The organism is Maritimibacter sp. HL-12 (assembly GCF_900177545.1).
Taxonomy (GTDB): domain Bacteria; phylum Pseudomonadota; class Alphaproteobacteria; order Rhodobacterales; family Rhodobacteraceae; genus Sinisalibacter.
This window is the reverse complement of record NZ_FXBQ01000001.1, coordinates 2,198,441-2,215,885: the sequence shown is the minus strand read 5'-3', so window position 1 is coordinate 2,215,885 and position 17,445 is coordinate 2,198,441. Positions and strand designations below refer to the sequence as shown.

The 17,445-nt window shown below is 65.5% G+C and carries 22 protein-coding genes and 1 tRNA gene; 14 read left to right on the top strand and 9 right to left on the bottom strand.

The window, feature by feature from the left end:
- Positions 1-9 precede the first annotated feature (9 nt).
- The gene (locus tag B9Y97_RS11170) at positions 10-876 is read right to left on the bottom strand and encodes a methylated-DNA--[protein]-cysteine S-methyltransferase (protein WP_139828281.1); all 867 of its coding nucleotides are present in this window, start codon (positions 874-876) and stop codon (positions 10-12) included.
- 166 nt (positions 877-1,042) lie between these two features.
- Between B9Y97_RS11170 and nth the strand changes: the two genes are divergently transcribed.
- Together nth and B9Y97_RS11160 are read left to right on the top strand one after the other, a co-directional pair.
- Positions 1,043-1,687 (top strand): endonuclease III, encoded by a 645-nt coding sequence (gene nth, locus B9Y97_RS11165; protein ID WP_085526812.1) that lies wholly within the window; start codon positions 1,043-1,045, stop codon positions 1,685-1,687.
- A 35-nt stretch (positions 1,688-1,722) separates the two neighbouring features.
- On the top strand, positions 1,723-2,679 hold the full coding sequence (locus B9Y97_RS11160; protein WP_254900974.1) for an adenosine kinase: 957 nt from the start codon (positions 1,723-1,725) through the stop codon (positions 2,677-2,679).
- Between the two features lie 36 nt (positions 2,680-2,715).
- Here B9Y97_RS11160 and hypF read toward each other — a convergent pair whose 3' ends face one another.
- Entirely contained in the window at positions 2,716-4,959 is a 2,244-nt protein-coding gene (hypF, locus tag B9Y97_RS11155) for a carbamoyltransferase HypF (RefSeq protein ID WP_085526810.1), read from the bottom strand.
- A gap of 229 nt (positions 4,960-5,188) precedes the next feature.
- On the opposite strand from hypF, the gene rpmB reads away from it, so the two are divergent.
- The 5 genes from rpmB (at position 5,189) to B9Y97_RS11130 (ending at position 7,575) form a co-directional block, all read left to right on the top strand.
- Entirely contained in the window at positions 5,189-5,479 is a 291-nt protein-coding gene (rpmB, locus tag B9Y97_RS11150) for a 50S ribosomal protein L28 (protein ID WP_085526809.1), read from the top strand.
- A 117-nt stretch (positions 5,480-5,596) separates the two neighbouring features.
- Positions 5,597-5,938, top strand: a complete 342-nt coding sequence (locus B9Y97_RS11145; protein WP_085526808.1) for a hypothetical protein — start codon at positions 5,597-5,599, stop codon at positions 5,936-5,938.
- Positions 5,939-5,985: 47 nt separating this feature from the next.
- On the top strand, positions 5,986-6,456 hold the full coding sequence (locus B9Y97_RS11140; protein WP_085526807.1) for a copper chaperone PCu(A)C: 471 nt from the start codon (positions 5,986-5,988) through the stop codon (positions 6,454-6,456).
- Positions 6,457-6,631: 175 nt separating this feature from the next.
- Positions 6,632-7,066 carry a hypothetical protein gene (locus B9Y97_RS11135; RefSeq protein ID WP_085526806.1) on the top strand — a complete coding sequence of 145 codons (435 nt, stop codon included), beginning with the start codon at positions 6,632-6,634 and terminating at the stop codon, positions 7,064-7,066.
- A 56-nt stretch (positions 7,067-7,122) separates the two neighbouring features.
- Positions 7,123-7,575, top strand: a complete 453-nt coding sequence (locus B9Y97_RS11130) for a low molecular weight protein-tyrosine-phosphatase (RefSeq protein ID WP_085526805.1) — start codon at positions 7,123-7,125, stop codon at positions 7,573-7,575.
- A gap of 15 nt (positions 7,576-7,590) precedes the next feature.
- Here B9Y97_RS11130 and B9Y97_RS11125 read toward each other — a convergent pair whose 3' ends face one another.
- The 3 genes from B9Y97_RS11125 to B9Y97_RS11115 all read right to left on the bottom strand — a co-directional run bounded on the left by B9Y97_RS11125 (position 7,591) and on the right by B9Y97_RS11115 (position 9,584).
- Entirely contained in the window at positions 7,591-7,905 is a 315-nt protein-coding gene (locus B9Y97_RS11125) for a hypothetical protein (RefSeq protein WP_085526804.1), read from the bottom strand.
- An 85-nt stretch (positions 7,906-7,990) separates the two neighbouring features.
- Positions 7,991-8,938, bottom strand: a complete 948-nt coding sequence (locus B9Y97_RS11120) for a 1-phosphofructokinase family hexose kinase (protein ID WP_085526803.1) — start codon at positions 8,936-8,938, stop codon at positions 7,991-7,993.
- 253 nt (positions 8,939-9,191) lie between these two features.
- Entirely contained in the window at positions 9,192-9,584 is a 393-nt protein-coding gene (locus B9Y97_RS11115; protein WP_085528215.1) for a putative zinc-binding protein, read from the bottom strand.
- A gap of 235 nt (positions 9,585-9,819) precedes the next feature.
- Here B9Y97_RS11115 and lepA point away from each other — a divergent pair, with 235 nt between their 5' ends.
- Complete coding sequence (gene lepA, locus B9Y97_RS11110) at positions 9,820-11,619, top strand: translation elongation factor 4 (protein WP_085526802.1); 1,800 nt, start codon at positions 9,820-9,822, stop codon at positions 11,617-11,619.
- Here the strand turns inward: lepA and B9Y97_RS17925 are convergent.
- From B9Y97_RS17925 to B9Y97_RS11095, 3 genes are all read right to left on the bottom strand, one after another.
- Entirely contained in the window at positions 11,616-12,377 is a 762-nt protein-coding gene (locus B9Y97_RS17925; RefSeq protein ID WP_139828280.1) for a hypothetical protein, read from the bottom strand. The two genes, lepA and B9Y97_RS17925, sit on opposite strands and share 4 nt — an antisense overlap.
- The gene (locus tag B9Y97_RS11100) at positions 12,322-12,837 is read right to left on the bottom strand and encodes a DUF488 domain-containing protein (protein WP_085526800.1); all 516 of its coding nucleotides are present in this window, start codon (positions 12,835-12,837) and stop codon (positions 12,322-12,324) included. Before B9Y97_RS11100 ends, B9Y97_RS17925 begins: the two co-directional genes overlap by 56 nt.
- Positions 12,838-13,139: 302 nt before the next feature.
- Entirely contained in the window at positions 13,140-13,775 is a 636-nt protein-coding gene (locus B9Y97_RS11095) for a hypothetical protein (RefSeq protein ID WP_085526799.1), read from the bottom strand.
- A 149-nt stretch (positions 13,776-13,924) separates the two neighbouring features.
- Here B9Y97_RS11095 and B9Y97_RS11090 point away from each other — a divergent pair, with 149 nt between their 5' ends.
- The 6 genes from B9Y97_RS11090 (at position 13,925) to B9Y97_RS11070 (ending at position 16,539) form a co-directional block, all read left to right on the top strand.
- Positions 13,925-14,407 (top strand): cytochrome b, encoded by a 483-nt coding sequence (locus tag B9Y97_RS11090; RefSeq protein WP_085526798.1) that lies wholly within the window; start codon positions 13,925-13,927, stop codon positions 14,405-14,407.
- Positions 14,404-14,580 (top strand): CTP synthetase, encoded by a 177-nt coding sequence (locus tag B9Y97_RS17920; RefSeq protein ID WP_139828279.1) that lies wholly within the window; start codon positions 14,404-14,406, stop codon positions 14,578-14,580. Before B9Y97_RS11090 ends, B9Y97_RS17920 begins: the two co-directional genes overlap by 4 nt.
- A 113-nt stretch (positions 14,581-14,693) precedes the next feature.
- Positions 14,694-14,876 (top strand): CTP synthetase, encoded by a 183-nt coding sequence (locus tag B9Y97_RS11085; protein WP_085526797.1) that lies wholly within the window; start codon positions 14,694-14,696, stop codon positions 14,874-14,876.
- A gap of 58 nt (positions 14,877-14,934) precedes the next feature.
- Positions 14,935-15,011: transfer RNA gene (locus B9Y97_RS11080), tRNA-Arg, on the top strand.
- Between the two features lie 23 nt (positions 15,012-15,034).
- On the top strand, positions 15,035-15,829 hold the full coding sequence (pcaD, locus tag B9Y97_RS11075; RefSeq protein ID WP_085526796.1) for a 3-oxoadipate enol-lactonase: 795 nt from the start codon (positions 15,035-15,037) through the stop codon (positions 15,827-15,829).
- The gene (locus B9Y97_RS11070) at positions 15,829-16,539 is read left to right on the top strand and encodes an alpha/beta fold hydrolase (RefSeq protein ID WP_085526795.1); all 711 of its coding nucleotides are present in this window, start codon (positions 15,829-15,831) and stop codon (positions 16,537-16,539) included. Before pcaD ends, B9Y97_RS11070 begins: the two co-directional genes overlap by 1 nt.
- Here the strand turns inward: B9Y97_RS11070 and B9Y97_RS11065 are convergent.
- A complete protein-coding gene (locus B9Y97_RS11065; protein WP_176224349.1) occupies positions 16,536-17,393 on the bottom strand; it encodes a 2-oxo acid dehydrogenase subunit E2 in 858 nt (285 codons plus the stop codon). The genes B9Y97_RS11070 and B9Y97_RS11065 overlap by 4 nt on opposite strands.
- Positions 17,394-17,445 lie beyond the last annotated feature (52 nt).

Sequence of the window (17,445 nt, the reverse complement as noted above, 5' to 3'; positions counted from 1 at the left end):
CCGGTTGCGTCAGCCCGCGGCCTCGGCCCGCGCCGCTTCCCATGCCAGCAGCGCACGCTTCACCGGCAGGCCCCAGTGATAGCCGCCCAGCCCACCCGACTTGCGCAGCGCGCGGTGGCAGGGGATCAGCCACGACACCGGATTGCGACCCACCGCCGTGCCCACCGCGCGCACCGCCCCGGGGTGGCCGATCGCGCGGGCGATCTCGCCATAGGTGGTCACCTGTCCCGAGGGAATCGCCAGCAGCGCCTCCCAGACCTTGATCTGGAACGGCGCGCCGATCAGGTGAAGCCGTGCCTCGCCCGCCTGCCCCAGCGCCGCCGCCACCCACGGCTCCAGCGCGTCCGGGTCCTCGACGAACTCCGCCTCGGGCCAGCGCCCGCGCATGTCGGTCATCGCCGCCGCCGGGCCGGTCTCCTCGGCGAAGGCAAGGCCGCAAAGCCCGCGCGCCGTCGCCATCGCGAGCATGTGACCGAAGGGGCTTTCGAACCAACCCCAGCGGATCGTCAGCCCGGCACCACGCCGGGCGTAGTCGCCCGGGCTCATCGCTTCCCAGCGGATGAACAGATCATGCAGCCGCCCCGGCCCCGAAAGCCCCACTTCGCCGGCGGCATCGAGGGTGGTGAAATGCTCGGCAAGCAGCCGGCGGGCATGATCAATCGCGAGGTACTGCTGGTAGCGTTTCGGGCTCACGCCCACCCAGGCCGAAAAGACGCGCTGGAAATGCGCCGGGCTCATGCCCACCTCGGCCGCCAGCGCATCGAGCCGCATCTGTGGTCCGCCCGCGTCGATCGCCTCGATCGCCCGGCGGATCACCTGGTAGTGATAGCGGTCTTCGGGGTCTGCCCCCGTCACTTTTTCGTTCTGCTGTGCCATGACCCGTCTCCTGATCCGGCCAGACTAGAACCGCTGCGCCTGTCGCGCGACCCGAATCCTGCGGATTCTTCATCGACGGCGGGGCAGTCTTCCCGGCCAGGATGTCTCGATCTTTTTCACCTCCCTGCGCTTGCCTTGCCTCGCCAAAGACCCGATACCAACGGCCATGGTCAAGCAACTGCCCTTCATGACGATGCGGGAGATCTTCCGCCGCTTCCACCAAGCCGAGCCCGAACCCAAGGGTGAGCTGGAACACGTCAACGCCTATACGCTCGTCGTGGCCGTCGCGCTTTCGGCGCAGGCCACCGATGCGGGGGTCAACAAGGCCACCCGCGCGCTGTTCCAGATCGCCGACACGCCCGACAAGATGCTCGCCCTCGGCGAAGCGGGGCTGGTCGAACACATCAAGACGATCGGGCTGTTCCGCCAGAAGGCCAAGAACGTCATCAAGCTCAGCCGCATCCTCGTGGAAGACTACGGCGGCGAGGTGCCCAACTCGCGCGCCGCGCTGCAATCGCTGCCCGGCGTCGGGCGCAAGACCGCCAACGTGGTGCTCAACATGTGGTGGCACTATCCCGCGCAGGCGGTCGATACCCATATATTCCGCGTCGGCAACCGCAGCGGCATCGCGCCGGGCAAGGATGTCGTCGCTGTCGAGCGCGCGATCGAAGACAACGTGCCTGCCGACTACGCCCTGCATGCCCACCACTGGCTGATCCTGCACGGCCGCTACATCTGCGTGGCCCGCAAGCCGAAATGCGGTGCCTGCATCATCCGCGACCTGTGCCTATTCGAGGAGAAAACCCTGTGACCAAACGCTTTCAACTCGTCGGCATCGGCAACGCCATGGTCGATGTGCTGTCGCATTGCGACGATGCCTTTCTCGCCGAGAACGGCGTTGAGAAAGGCATCATGCAGTTGATCGACCAGGCCCGGGGTGTCGAGCTTTACGACAAGGTCGGACTCGCCACCGAGATGTCGGGCGGCTCGGCCGCCAACACTATCGCGGGCTTCGCCCATCTCGGCGGGGCTGCTGCCTATGTCGGCAAGGTCAAGGACGACCAGCTCGGCCGCATCTTCGCCCATGATCTGCGCGCGCAGGGCGTCACCTACGAGGTGCCGCTGGCAAGCAAGGACCACGCGCAGGAAACCGGGCGCTGCATCGTGCTCGTGACACCCGACGGCGAGCGCAGCATGAACACCTATCTCGGCGTCACCGAACACCTCTCGCCCGACGACATCGACGAGGCGATGATGGCCGAGGCCGAGTGGATCTTTCTGGAGGGCTACCGCTTCGACGGGCCGGAAAGCCACGAGGCCTTCGCCAAGGCGATCAAGGCCGCCAAGGGCGCGGGCGGCAAGGTCGCCCTGACCCTGTCCGACCCGTTCTGCATCGACCGCCACCACGCAGCCTTCGCCCGGATGATCCGCGACGATGTCGATCTCCTGTTCGCCAATCGCGCCGAGATCGAGGCAATGTATGACAGCGATTTCGACAGCGCACTGGAGAAGGCTGCCGCCGAAGTCGAAACCCTTGTCTGCACCGAGAGCGCGCATGGCGCCCATATCCTCGCAGGTGGCGCGCGCCTTCACTGCCCTGTCGTGCCCACCCGGGTGGTCGACGCCACCGGCGCGGGCGATCTCTTCGCCGGGGCCTTCCTCTGGGGGCTGGTCGAGGGGTATGACCTCGAAACCTGCGGCACGATGGCCAATATCGCCGGAAGCGAGGTGATCAGCCACCTCGGCGCGCGGGTGGAGGCCGACCTGAAGGCGAAGTTCCGCGCCTTCGGGCTGGCGGTCTGAACCGCACCTGACACGGGCACGGCGCACGTCCCCCGGTCACGCCAGCGCGCGCGCCCCGGCCACCAGCGCCTGCCCGAAGGCCAGCCCGCCGTCGTTGGCGGGCACCTTCGCATGGCGCAGCACCGGCACCCCGTCGAGATGGCGCAGGAGCGCCGCTTCCAGCACCGCGTTCTGAAGCACGCCGCCACTGAGCGCCACGGCCTCGGCCCGGCCTTGCGAAACCGCGTCCCGCGCGACCCGGGCGAAAGCCGCCGCGAGGCCCTCGTGAAACATCGCCGCCGCCTCTGGCGCGGGCGTGTCGCGCGCAGCCGCCCAGGCCCGCCACATCGGCGCGGGGTCGATCACCCCGCCCGCCACGTCGAAGGGCCAGCCATCCACAGGCCCGGCCCCGGCCGCCACCGCTTCGAGCAACATCCCCGCCTCGCCCTCGTAGCTCATCCGCTCCGGCGCGACCCCGAGCGCACAGGCGAAGGCATCGAACAACCGCCCCGCCGAGGAGGAAAGCGGCGCGTTCACCCCCGCCGCCACCGCCCGGCGCAGCGGCTCGCGCGGCCTGTCGGGCAGGATCTCGTCGGCAAGCCCCGCCAGCCCCGCCGCATCGAGCCGCACCATGAGGTTGCGCCAGGGCTCGCGGTTGGCCGCGTCGCCCCCCGCGAGCGGCGCGGGCGTGAGCCAGCCAATCCGCTCGAACCCGGCATAATCCCCGAGCAACACTTCGCCGCCCCAGATCGTGCCATCATCGCCCAGCCCCAACCCGTCGAGCACGATCGCCGCCACCTTGCCGCCGTCACGTGGCCAGAGGTTTTCTCCCAGCACGGCCGCAAGATGGGCATGGTGGTGCTGCACCCGTTCCACCGGCAACCCCATCGCCTCGCCCGCCCTGGTGGCGCGGTAACCATGGTGCAAATCGACGGCCACCATCTCGGGTCGGTGATCGAACAACGCGCGGTAGTCCTCCAACGCCTGCTCGAAGGCTTGCAGTGTGAGGGCATCGTCGAGATCGCCGAGGTGATGGCCGAGCAGCGCCTGGCCGTTCTTCGTCAGGCAGATTGCCGCCTTCATCTGACCGCCGAGTGCCAACACCTGGGGCGCATCCGCGAACCCCTCCGGCAGGGGCAGCGTGCCCGGCACCTGCCCGCGCGCCCGGCGCAGCACCATCGGCCCGGCAAGCGTGATCCGCTCCACCGAATCGTCGAGCCGCCGTGCGATCTCGCGGTCATGCATCACGAAGAGGTCGGCGAAGCCCGCGAGCTTCTCGCGCGCCTCGGCGTTGCCGATCACCTGCGGTTCGCCCGAAAGGTTTCCGCTGGTCATCACCAGCGGGCGGCCAACCGCGTCGAGCAGAAGGTGGTGCAGCGGCGTATAGGGCAGCATCCAGCCAAGCGCGCCCTGGCCCGGTGCCAGCGCCTCGGGCAGCGTTGCGCCCGCCTTCCCGATCAGCACGATCGGGGCCGCAGGAGATCGCAACCGCGCCCATTCTTGCGGGCTGGGCGCAGCGTACCGCTCCAGCACCGGCTCCCCGGCCATCAGCGCAAACGGCTTGGCCGGACGTCTCTTGCGGCGGCGCAACTCGGCCACCGCCGCCGGGTTGGTCGCATCGCAGGCAAGGTGAAAGCCGCCCAGCCCCTTCAGCGCCACGATCCGCCCCGCCAGCAGCGCCTCGCCCGCCAGCCCCAGCGCGTCGCCGTCCAGGGCCGCCCCGTCCGCCGTTTCAGCCCACAGCTTCGGCCCGCAGTCGGGACAGGCGATTGGCTGGGCGTGAAAGCGCCGGTCGGCGGGATCTTCGTAGTCCGCCCGGCAGGCCGGGCACATTTCGAAGGGTGCCATCGTGGTGCGCGCCCGGTCGTATGGCAGGCCGCGCAGGATGGTGAAGCGCGGCCCGCAATGAGTGCAGTTGGTGAAGGCATAGCCATAACGCCGCGCGCCCGGATCGCGGATCTCGGCAAGGCACTCGGGGCAGGTGGCGGCATCCGGCGTCACCCGGGTTTCGGCTCCCGCCGCTCCGCTCGCCGCAATCGTGAAACTCTCGGGGCGTGGATCGGGCACCGCCCAATCCGCCACCTCCACCGCGTCCACCCGCGCCAGCGGCGGCGCTTCCGCCGCCAAGCCGTCGCGCAGCCGCACCAGCGCGCCCGCCGCACCGGCTGCCAGAACCAGCACCCCCTCCGCATCGTTCGAGACCGCGCCGACAAGCCCCTCGCGCCGCGCCAGCCGCCAGACGAAGGGGCGAAATCCAACTCCCTGCACCTGCCCCCGCACCCGGATTTGCCAGCCCTGCATCAAACGCGCCCCCTTGCCCCGTCACCATGGACCAGATACCTCCGCCGGTGGCAAGAATCTCCATCCTTGACCGGGGTCCAAAACCGCCCCGACTCACTTGACGCCCCCGCGATTTGCGCCTAAACGCGCACAACGGAATTCAGGGCGCTGCCATGCGCGGCGCCCGTTTGTATTGACAGGCAAGGCCGGGGAACGCCCCGGAACCCGCCCGCAAGATGAGGAAAAGCCAATGTCGCGCGTCTGCGAACTGACCGGCAAGGGCCCGATGTCGGGCAACAACGTCAGCCATGCCCACAACAAAACCCGTCGCCGGTTCCTGCCGAACCTCAACGACGTGACGCTCATGTCGGAAACCCTCGGCCGCGGCGTCAAGCTGCGCATCTCGGCCGCGGCGCTGCGGTCGGTCGATCATCGCGGCGGGCTCGACGCCTTCCTCGCCAAGGCGAAAGACACCGAGCTTTCCACCGGCGCGCTGAAGATCAAGAAAGAGATCGCCAAGGCCCAGACCGCCCAGGCCTGATCGCCTTCGAGAGCATGTTCAACGGCCCCGCCTGCCCGGCGGGGCCGTTCGCGTTTGAGCCGGGCAGCTTGACTTTTTCCCTTTACGGACCGGCCCGCCCTGCCTACTTCTCTTGCCATGATGCGCAGCTTCACTGCATATGTCGCCGCAGTCGCGCTGACCGTCGCGAGCCTCGTGCTCGCCGACGCGCGCGGCGCGAGCCATGATATCGGTGCCGAAGCGGTGATCTGCACCGGCGCGGGGATGATCACGATCACCCTCGGCCCCGATGGCCAGCCGATCGAAACCGCCGAGGCCTGCCCAGATGGCACCTCGATCTTCGCAGCCGGTTTCGCCCTGCCTGACCTGCCACGCCCCGAAGCCCGGGTGATCGCCCGGCTTTCGGCCCCTGTCGGCACGGCCCTAACCAGTGTCGAAACCCTCTCTCCTTCCGCGCGCGGCCCCCCGTCGCTGGCCTGATCCCACCCACATCAAACCAGACCAACGACGCACCGAGGAGAGAACCGATGTCGTTCAAAGCCACGATCCTTGCGGCCGCCGCCGCCACCGCCCTTGCTCTGCCCGCCTTCGCCGGGCCCGAGATCAGCATCCAGGATCCTTTCGCCCGCGCCGCCGGGGCCACCGCCATGGCCGGCGCCGCCTTCTTCATGATCCACAACAGCGGCGACGAAGACGACCGCCTGATCGCCGCCGAGAGCGACATCTCAAAGCGCGTCGAGTTGCACACCCACATCGAAGACGGCGACGTGATGCGCATGGTCGAGGTGGAAGAAGGTTTCGCCGTTCCCGCAGGCGGGATGCACCCGCTCAAGCGCGGGGCCGACCACGTGATGTTCATGGGGCTCAACCGCCCGATGGAGCAGGGCGATACCATCGCGGTCACGCTGATTTTCGAAAAATCCGGTCGCATCGAGGTGGACATCCCCGTCGATCTCGAACGCGGCGAAGAGGCCCCGGCGATGAGCGACACGCACTGAGGCACGGGCGCGCCGGGCGGGGCGGTTCACGTCCCTTTCCGCGCCCGTCCGGCCCCGTCATGGGGGCGATCCCCGTTACGGCCGCAGCCTCCCCGCTGCGGTCGTTTCCGTCAACACGGTTTCCCGTTCTGCCGATCCGTGCCAGACTTGCACAAATCGCAAGGAGGGCGACCCCATGAGGACCCCATGGCATCTTTGGCTGACCGGCGTGGCCGCGCTCCTGTGGAACGCGGGCGGTGCCTTTGACTACTACATGATGAAAACGTCCAACGCCGCCTACCAGGCCCAGCTTTCGCCCGCACAACGCGCCTTTTACGATGATTATCCCTTCTGGGTGAACGTCGCCTGGGCGCTCGGCGTATGGGGTGCGGTGGCCGGGGCGATCCTCCTGCTCCTGCGTTCGCGGTTCGCCATCCATGCCTTTGCGATCTCGCTTGCGGGGATGGCGGGCAACCTCGTCTGGGGCTATTTCGTCAGCCCCACCCCGATGTCGGAGGTGATGGGCGAGGCCGGGCTCTTTCCCGTCCTGTTCACCTTCGCTATCGCCCTCGTCGGCATCGCTCTCCTCGTCTATGCGATGCGGATGGCGCAAAGGGGCGTCCTGCGGTGACCTAGCCGGCTCGGAATCCGGTTTTCCGCCGCCTGATCCCCCGCTATCCTCGCAGCATGACCCGCGCGATCCTCTTCGTCTGCCTTGGCAATATCTGCCGCTCGCCCTCCGCCGAAGCGGTGGTGCGCGCCCGCGCGGATGGCCTCAGCCTCAGCCTCGACAGCGCCGGCACCGGCGATTGGCATGTCGGTGAGCCACCCTGCCCCGGGATGGTGCGCGCCGCCGCCGCCCGCGGCATTGATCTCTCCGGTCTGCGGGCTCGCCAGATCGAACCGGAGGATTTTGCCCGCTTCGACCTGATCATCGGGATGGATCCGTCCAATATGGAAGACATCGAGGCGCTCCGCCCGCCCGGCACCAGCACGCCCGCGCGGCTGTTCACCGACTACGCCCCCGAAACCGGGGCGAGCCACATTCCCGATGCCTATTTCACCCGCGACTACGAGGGCGCGCTCGACCTGATCGAAGCCTGCGCCGAAGGCCTCTTGCGCGAGATCGCCCCGCGCTGAGGCGCTGCTGAGGCGCTACTGGCAGTATTTCACTGCCGTCGCCGAGAAAACTTCCCACTTCTCCCAGAAGGTCTTGTCGGTCACGCTTTGCGAGACCTTCGCCAACTGGCTCAATTCCGCATCCGCGAAGAACCGCGCACCCTTGCGCTGCTCGCCCGGCGAAAGCACCGCGTCCGCAACCTGCTGGAGGCAGGCGCAGAGCACCCGGTTGGCGGCTGGCCGGTCTGACCGCAAGCAGGCGCTCTCGATCGTGCCGCGCGCCTCGGCCGCGCCGGCGAAGCTGCTCGCAAAGCCGAGGCCAAACACCAGCACCAAACCCAGGTTTTTCATGTTTTCCGCCTCGCGAGCGCCGGATCTCCGGCAATAACGCTCCCGGCTAGCACTTTTTCGCGATTCCCGCAATTCACAGCCGCGCTCAGATCCGCCGGAGTGTCGCCGTCCGGGAAAGCTCTTCCACCTGCTCGCGCCGGCACAGCTCGGTGCCGTCCGAGGTCACCGCCGAGGAGGCCGCGGCCACCCCCTGCACCAACGCCTCTTCCCAAGCCGCCCCCTGGCTCAGCGCCCAGGTGAACACGCCCACGAAACTGTCGCCCGCGCCGACCTTCGAGCGCACCTTCACCGGCTCGGTGCAGGCGTGCCAACGGTCGTCGCCTTCCACCAGGATCGAACCTTCCGCGCCAAGCGCCAGCACCACCACCTCGGCCACGCCGCGCGCGATCAGTTCCTGTGCGAAATCGGCGACGGCATGAACGTCGCGCAGCCTGCGCCCGGCGAGGTCTTCGCTTTCGGCCCCGTCCAGCCGCAGCACGTGCTGGCGCGCCGAGCCGACGTTGAGCAGCGCCTTTAGCGGCGCGCCCGAGGTGTCGAGGATCAGCCGCGCGCTGTGGTCGGCCATGATCGCGGCCAACTGGGTGGGAAAATGCAGGGGCACCCCCGGCGGCTGGCTGCCCGAAAGCACCACGAAGCCGCGCTGCGGCGTCACCATCGCGATCGCTTCCAGCGCATCCTGCGCCTGATCCGGGGTCCAGCGCGGCCCCGGCATCACGAAGCGGAACTGTTCGCCGGTGCTGCGGTCGATCACCGCGAGGCTCTGGCGGGTTTCGCCATGGGTGTGAAACACTTCCGGGATCAGCGGCTCCTGGCGCAGGATGTCGAGAAACTGCTGGCCGTGATAGCCCGAGATCGCAACGAAGGCATGCGCCCGCCCGCCCATCGCGCCGATCGCGCGCGCCACGTTGATCCCGCCGCCGCCGGCCTCCAGCACAGGCGCGTCGCAGCGCAGCTTGTCTTCCGGCACCACGCTGGCCACGGTCGTCGAAAGGTCCAGCGCGGGGTTGAGGGTGACGGTGAGGATATTGCTCATGGGGTTCGTCCACCGGGTCCGTTAGCGCGAACACTACAGCCGTGCGCAAACCGCCACAACCGCGATCTGACCGGATGGTTGGAAAGGATGCCGCACCCTCGGGGCCGATTGTCTTGCCCGCGCGCTCCGGGTCTGCAAGGATTGCCTTAACCAATGAGCGGTAGTGCAGGCAGCATGGCAAACCACCTCTATTACGGCGACAATCTTTCCGTCCTGCGCGAGTCCATCGGGGATGAGAGCGTAACCGACAGATTCAGTGCGCTGTGACGACGAGTTCGGCCGCCATCAGGTCCGACACGATGCGTGCAAGAACCTCGTCGGCTTCGTTCGGATCGTAGTCCGCATGCAAGGTTTTGCGCACACCGAATTCACCAAGCATGTAGGAAAGACGCGGCTCGATCCCGTGCCGGGCGAGGGTGGCGCGCACGCAATGTAGTTTATAGCCATCGAGCGTAATGATCGGACGCCCGCTCCTGGCCGTGCGTACGAGCGGTTTCACGTCCCCGCCAACCTCCGCAATGCATGACATCTCGGCATGGCCGGCACGGTCGAGCCGAAGGGCAAGATCGTTTGCCATCTGCGCCGCGCTTGAACACCCCGAGCATGCGTAGACGAGTGTGTTAACCTGCTGGGGTTCGGTCGTCATGTTCAGCCTTTCCGCGACTCCGTCGTGATGCCCTGGGTTCATGGCGGCGTTTTCCTACACGTCGATGACATGCCAGGCATTTCACACGCGACGCCCACCACACGGCAGCCGGAAATGCCCCCGTCCGTCTTTTTGGCATCGCCGGACTGCGCCCGACCTGCCGGGCCGGGCACCGCCCTCACCGGGCTGTTCAACCCCATTGACGGGCCGCGAAAACCCCCGCATATCCGGGCGCATGACCGATCTCGCCCATATCCGGAATTTCTCCATCGTCGCCCATATCGACCACGGCAAGTCCACCCTGGCCGACCGGCTGATCCAGGAGACAAAAACCGTCGCCGACCGCGACATGAAAGCGCAGATGCTCGACTCGATGGACATCGAGCGCGAGCGCGGCATCACCATCAAGGCCCAGACCGTGCGGCTCGAATACGAGGCCGACGACGGCGAGACCTACACGCTGAACCTGATCGACACGCCCGGCCACGTCGATTTCGCCTACGAGGTCAGCCGCTCGATGCGTGCCGTCGAGGGCTCGCTGCTGGTGGTCGACTCGACGCAAGGGGTGGAAGCCCAGACGCTGGCCAACGTCTACCAGGCGATTGACGCCGACCACGAGATCGTGCCGGTGCTCAACAAGATCGACCTGCCGGCGGCCGACTGCGACCGCGTGGCCGAGCAGATCGAGGACGTGATCGGCATCGACGCCTCGGGCGCGATCCGGGTCTCGGCGAAAACCGGCATCGGCATCCACGAGGTTCTCGAAGCCATCGTCGCCCACCTGCCCGCCCCCAAGGGTACGCTCGACGCGCCGCTGAAAGCGATGCTGGTGGATTCGTGGTACGATCCCTACCTCGGCGTCGTCGTGCTCGTGCGGATCATGGACGGCCGTTTGCGCAAGGGCGACCGCATCCGCATGATGCAGACCGGCGCGGTCTACCCCGTCGACCGGATCGGCGTGTTTCGCCCCGGCATGATGCCGGTCGACGAACTCACGACCGGCGAGATCGGCTTCATCACCGCTTCGATCAAGCAGGTCCGCGACACCCGGGTGGGCGACACCATCACCACCGAGAAGAAGGGCTGCGAAGCGCCCCTGCCCGGCTTCAAGCCGAGCGTTCCCGTGGTGTTCTGCGGCCTCTTCCCGGTCGACAGCAACGAGTTCGAAGACCTGCGCGACGCGATCGAGAAGCTGGCGCTCAACGACGCCTCGTTTTCCTACGAGATGGAAACTTCCGCCGCCCTCGGCTTCGGCTTCCGCTGCGGCTTCCTCGGGCTGTTGCACCTCGAGGTGATCCGCGACCGGCTCGAACGCGAGTACGACATCGAACTGATCACCACCGCGCCAAGCGTCGTCTACCACATCCACATGAAGGACGGCGAAAGCCGCGAGCTGCACAACCCCGCCGACATGCCCGACCCGAGCCACGTCGACAGCATCGACGAGCCCCGTATCAAGGCCACCATCCTGGTGCCCGACGAGTTCCTCGGCGACGTGCTCAAGCTCTGCCAGGACCGCCGCGGCATCCAGCTCGATCTCACCTACGCGGGCAGCCGCGCCATGGTCGTCTACGATCTCCCCCTGAATGAAGTCGTGTTCGATTTCTACGACAGGCTGAAATCGGTAACAAAGGGTTACGCCAGCTTCGACTACCAGATCATCGGCCACCGCCCCGACAACCTCGTGAAGATGCAGATCCTCGTGAACGACGAACCCGTCGACGCGCTTTCCACCATGGTCCACCGCGACCGGGCCGAAATGCGCGGCCGCGCGATGGTGGAAAAACTGAAAGACCTCATCCCCCGCCACATGTTCAAGATCCCGATCCAGGCGGCGATCGGCGGCAAGGTCATCGCGCGGGAGACCTTGAGCGCGCTGCGCAAGGACGTGACCGCCAAGTGCTACGGCGGCGACGCGACGCGGAAGAAGAAGCTTCTGGAAAAGCAGAAAGCCGGCAAGAAGAAGATGCGCCAGTTCGGGAAGGTGGATATCCCGCAGGAGGCGTTCATTTCGGCGTTGAAGATGGATAGCTAGAAGTCGAACGTTTCTTGTGTGCTTTCCTTCGCCGGGAATATTCCCAGAAGCTGCCACGTTTGTGGACGTTTCTGCATATTTCCCAACGCAAATGTTATGCCTCGCCTCGGGTATTCTTCTGAGTACATCCGGTGGAGGTGGGCTATGACCTCTCGCTCCTCGTAACTTCGCCGGAGTTTGAAGAAAGCCGCCTCAGTCTCCCAATCGCCGCACAGCTTTTTTCGCTCTTTTCCATCCCCGTCTTTGAAACGGATCTTGAATTCAATTGGGCAAGGCTGATAGGCCGCAAGCTCCTCGTCAAAAAGGGAGAGTTGCTTAGCCTGAGCCTGATATGCCTCCTGAATCTCTTTAATCTCAGAAGATTTCCGAGGTCGCGCTATCAATTCAACATCTGTAGGGCGAATTAGGGCAAGAGAATTGCCTTTGTCCGTAGCTTCAAGTTCAGATGCTACTAAGGCTCTTTCGACAATCTCGCTACGTTCTTCCAACTTTCGCACGTAGCCCTGGACAGTTAGCGTTTCTTCATGCACACGGCAACTTTCCCAGCGCAGGTCAGTTTTCGATCGATGGTAGTCGAAATCAACAACGTTCCAACGCTTGAACGTTTTGTCTTCACTTAGATGACGGAATCGTATCGGATACATACGACGCCATTTTCCACCGTCATCAATACCCGCACAGCATACCGTTTCTTGGTATTTCTTACTCGGCTGCGGCGAGGCTTTCACGAGGACGATGACGCGGGATTTGAATTCCATCCTTTAGGTACTTCTCGGGACAGTCAGCGACCAAGTTATATACCACAAACCCTTCGGCGACGGCTTCATCAGCTATGATTGACCGATGGCAATGAATCGAGCATCGCTCAAAACAAAGCATGCACGTCCTTTTCCGGATTGCAACCGAAAGTAGTTCCTCAAGCGATTTCTGCGACTCATGCGTTTGGAGGTGCTTTGTGAAAATTGATTCAAACTTGGCGTAGTCCCCCGACTTTGCCGCATCGCGGCCTGCCTTGGGATCACCAAGCTGCTTGAAATGCCGGTATGCGATTCCGGCATCTTCCAAACGTTCAGCTAGCGATGTTTTGGATAACCCTTTCTTCCGAGACAATGGAAGTTCCCGAACGTCAGCCAAGACCTCTATATCGAGGTTCACCAGTGTTTGAATCAACTGATCAACACTCGCGCCCTCGTATCCAATTGTGAAGAGTTCTGGCATGTGGCACCCAATTTTCTGACACAGAACAACAAATCTTCACCCGAATTCAACCTATCAAGCGCCTCTCCGTCAATTCCAAGCAATACACCCCATTGGTGTTGCGATTAGGACTCACCGAAAAGCACCTTAGAGTCGGGTTCGACCTCACCCATCTCGACGCGGCCTCGTCTCTCACATGGTGGTCCCAGAACCGCCGTTGCCAGATCGCGCGCTCACCATTGTTCGCCCGTAGGCCGGGGTTCACCCCGGCATACCGTCCCGATGTCACCACCGGAAAACGGGGTGGCGGGGTGAACTCCCCCCTACCTCGGCACCGCATACCCGAACGCCGCGATCTCCTCGGCGCAGAGCTCGGCCACCAGCGCCGCCGCCTCGGGGGCCTCGGCGTAGACCGCTTCCACCGTCGCTTCCGGGGGCCGCACACCGCCCTTGGCGCGCAGCCCTCGCATCGCCTGCCAGACCTCGTCCAGACCGGCCTCGGCCATGTCCTCGGCGAGCCTCTCATAGCGCAGGTAGGTGTCGAGCCGGGCCGGGCCGGAGAGCGGGGCGATGGTGGGGTTGACCGCGATGAGGGCGCGGTTGCGTAGCACGAAATCGTTGAAAGTCAGGCCCTTGCGGCCTGCCCTGCGCCAATGGTAGCGCGAGATCAGGGCGTCGAACGGGTCGCGCCAGATCGTCACCTTGCGGTAGCTCGCCCAGACCTCGGCAGGCAACGCCGCCTTGACCTCGGCGGCCGTGGAATGCGCCGTGAAACCATGCGCTTCCCAGTTCTGCGCGCCGCGCCCGCCGAGCTTTGCCCGCAGCGCTTCGTCTGCCGCCATGAGCGGGGTGATCACGCAATCCGGGCCACAGAACCCTGACAGCGCGATCTCGAAGGACGTGCCACCCACCTTCTTGGTTTTAATGAAGATTATTCGCAGCGGGTGGCAAATGATCATGGGCTCTCCCCTCGGTTGCGCCAAGATTGCCACTCCCCGCCGTCCGCGGCAACCGCGCGCTTGACAGCCGGGGCGCAACGCAGGACCGTCCGCGACGGAACCGGTGTGCACCACCGTATAACAAGGGCCATTCCCTTCAGGAGACCATTATGCCCACAGGCTATACCCGCATCCAGATCGCCCTGCATTGGCTCGTTTTCATCCTCGTCGTGCTGCAGTTCGTCCTCCATGACTCGATCGCCGACGCTTGGGAGCGGATCGAGGATGGCCTCGAGGTCGGCTTCGATCCGCTCGTTGCCCAGCATGTGTTCACCGGGCTGTTGATCCTCCTGCTGGTGATGATCCGCATGGCGATCAAGGCAAAACGCGGCGCGCCCGCGCTGCCCGAAAATGAGCCCGCAATCCTCAAGCTTGCCGCGCATGGCACCCATCTTGCGCTCTATGCCCTGCTGATCCTGATGCCGGTTTCAGGCGCGGTGGCGTGGTTTGGCGGCGTCGAGAAGGCCGCGGACGGTCACGAGGCGATGAAGGTGCTTGTCCTCGTGCTGGTCGCGGTGCACGTCGCCGGCGCCTTGTTCCAGCATTTCGTGCTCAAATCCAACGTGCTCACCCGGATGCGCAAACCTCTATGAAACGGCTCGTCCTGTTTCTCGGATCGATCATCGGCGCGACTCTGGCCTTCGTTTTCGTCGTCGTCGCGCTTGTTGCCGGGATCCAGGGCCTGTGGCCGCTCCTTGGCGCGGCTTTCGCCGGTTACCTTGCCGGCTGGCCGACGGCCTTCGTCGTCGCCCGCCGCATGCGTTAGGCCGCGGGGCCGAGCGCCCGGCGGCCGAAAGACATGATCTGGATCAAGGACAAAGCCACATCTGCCACGCAGCTTTGGCCCCGAGATCGCGCCAATCATGAGGGACACAATCCATGGGTCTATTCCTGCTCGTCTACATTTTCCTCGGGGCCACGATCGCGGGCTCGTTCATGGTGGCCGCATTGACGGCTGGCTACACGACCATGATGCCCGTCATTTACTCTTCGATCGCCGGTTTCGTCGTTGCCATCCCCGCGGCCTGGATCGTCGCCAAGAAGATCCGCGAAAACGCCTGACCCGGGTTCAGGATTGACCTTGCAAGGGGCCGACCCGTGGGGCTATCTCACGGGCAGCGGCCCCTTAGCTCAACTGGATAGAGCAGCGGACTTCTAATCCGCAGGTTGAGGGTTCGAGTCCTTCAGGGGTCGCCAGCAGGAGCGGGGAGAACGGTGCCATGAAGCTGGCAGACCTTGGCGATATCCGGATTCACTACGATCTGAGCGGGCCGGATGACGGGCCCGCGCTGGTGTTTGCCAATGCGCTCGGCACCGATTTCCGGATCTGGGATGGTGTCTGCGCGCACCTGCCCGAGGGCGTGCACGTTCTGCGCTACGACATGCGCGGTCACGGCCTCACCACCTGCCCGGCGGCCCCCTACTACATGGGCGACATGGTGCAGGATGCAGCCCGGCTGATGGATCACCTCGGGTTGAAGGATGCCGTGTTCGTCGGCCTTTCGATCGGCGGCATGGTGGCGCAGGGGCTGGCGGCGGAGCGGCTCGACCTGCTGCGCGGCGTGGTGCTGTCAAACACCGCAGCACGGATCGGCACCCACCAGATCTGGCACGAGCGGGTGCACACGGTGCGCGACGGCGGCATCGATGCGCTGGCCGAGGCCACCATTGAGCGCTGGTTCTCGCGCGACACCCGATCCGAGCGGCCGGACCTCGTGGAAGCGATCCGCAACATGCTGACCCGCACGCCGACCGAAGGCTATATCGGCTGCATGGAGGCCATCGGCGAAACCGATCTTGTCGAGAGCACCGCCCGCCTGCGCCTGCCCACGCTTGGCATCGCCGCGAGCGAAGACGGTTCCACCCCGGCCGATCTCGTGCGCGAAACCACCGATGCGATCCCCGGTTCGCGCTTCCATTTGATCCGTCGCGCGGGCCACCTGGCCTGCGTCGAAAAACCCGCTGAATATGCCGCCGCGCTCACGGATTTTCTTGCCGAGATCGGCCATATCTGATGGCGCGCTTCCTGCTCGTGCATGGCTCCGGCCACGGGGCGTGGTGCTGGCGCGACGTGCGGCCCGCGCTCGTGGCGCTCGGACACGAGGCGGATGCCCTCGATCTGCCCGGTTCGGGCGACGACAGCACCCCTGCCGGGGAGGTGACGCTGGAAGGTTACGGCGAAGCCATCCTTGCCCGGCTCGACGCGCCGAGCATCGTTGTTGGCCACTCCGCCGGCGGTTATGCCATTGCCCGGGCAGCCGAAATCGCACCTGCGCTGATCTCGCGGCTCGTCTATCTTTGCGCCTATGTGCCCCGCCCCGGCGTGTCGTTGATCGAGATGCGGCGCGAGGCCCCGGAGCAGCCCCTTGCGGGCGCTCTGGAAACCTCCGCCGATCGCCTTTCCTACCGGTTCACCGATGCGGCGGTAGCGGCCAACCTCTGTGCCGATTGCCCGCCCGAGGCGCTGGCATTTGCCCGGCGGAACCTCGGCTGGCAACCGATCGCACCGCAGGCCGAACCCTTCGTCGCCACGGGCAAAGGCGCAGGCATTCCGCGCAGCTACATCGTATGCGAGCAGGATCGCACCATACCCCCGGCCCACCAGCGCAGCATGGCGGCGGGTTTTGCCGCCAACGACATATTCAGCCTGCCGACCGGACACGCCCCCTTTCTCGCCGCACCGGGCACCCTTGCCGACCTGCTCGACCGGATCGCGCGAGGCTAAAGCGCGCCGGGGCCTTCGTCTTCCGGCCGTTCCAGAAGCCAGGGGTTTTCCACCAGGTCCTGCAACAGATCGAGCGAGCGGGCGGCGTAGTAGCCATCGACGATACGCTCATCCAGCGTGTAGCGCACCGTCACCACGGGGCGGATCTCGATCTGGCGCTGTTCGGTCACCACCGCCTCGTCGCGCGCCTTGCCGATCACCACGAAGATCGGAAGCGTGCCGTGCTCGTAGAGGTGGTGATAGGCGCTGTCGAGCCCGATCGACCCGAGGTGCGAGATCATCGCCGAGGCATAGAGCGGATCGTTGCGCGGCAATGACGCCGGGGTGATGTTGAGCCAGTCACCCAGTTTCTGCAGCTTCGGCAGCAGCGGGATCAGCCAGTGCGGCAACCGGAACAGGAGCGAAACCTCGCGCTCCGACGAGGTCTTTGCCGGGGCCCGACCGTTGGACAGGATCTCCTCGATGCGCGCGCGCACCTGCACGATGCCATCGTCGGGCGCGAAGGTTTGCTTGACGACGGTCAGCTTGGCATCGTCGTCGCGCGCCTTGAGCACCGAGATCGAGATCGCGATGTCGTCGCGCTGGTAGAGCCTGCGCCCGGCGATGAAGCGGTTCAGACGGGGGCGCTCGGCCAGTACCCGCACCCCGGCAGCGACATAGATGTGAAACAGCCGCAACGGAGGCCGCACGCCGTCGTTCCAGCGTTCGAGGTAGTCGAGGGTTTTCGAGATGTCGATCTTCTGTTCGAAGAAGACCAACGCATCGCCCCTGCGTGGCAGCAGGTAAGGCATGAAGAGCCGCACCTTGGGTGCATTGTGCACCCGGCGACCATCGGGCCGCTCGCCTGAAAACATGCCCCAATTCCCCCCGCCAACCGTCGTGCCGATACGCGCATCCCGATACTTC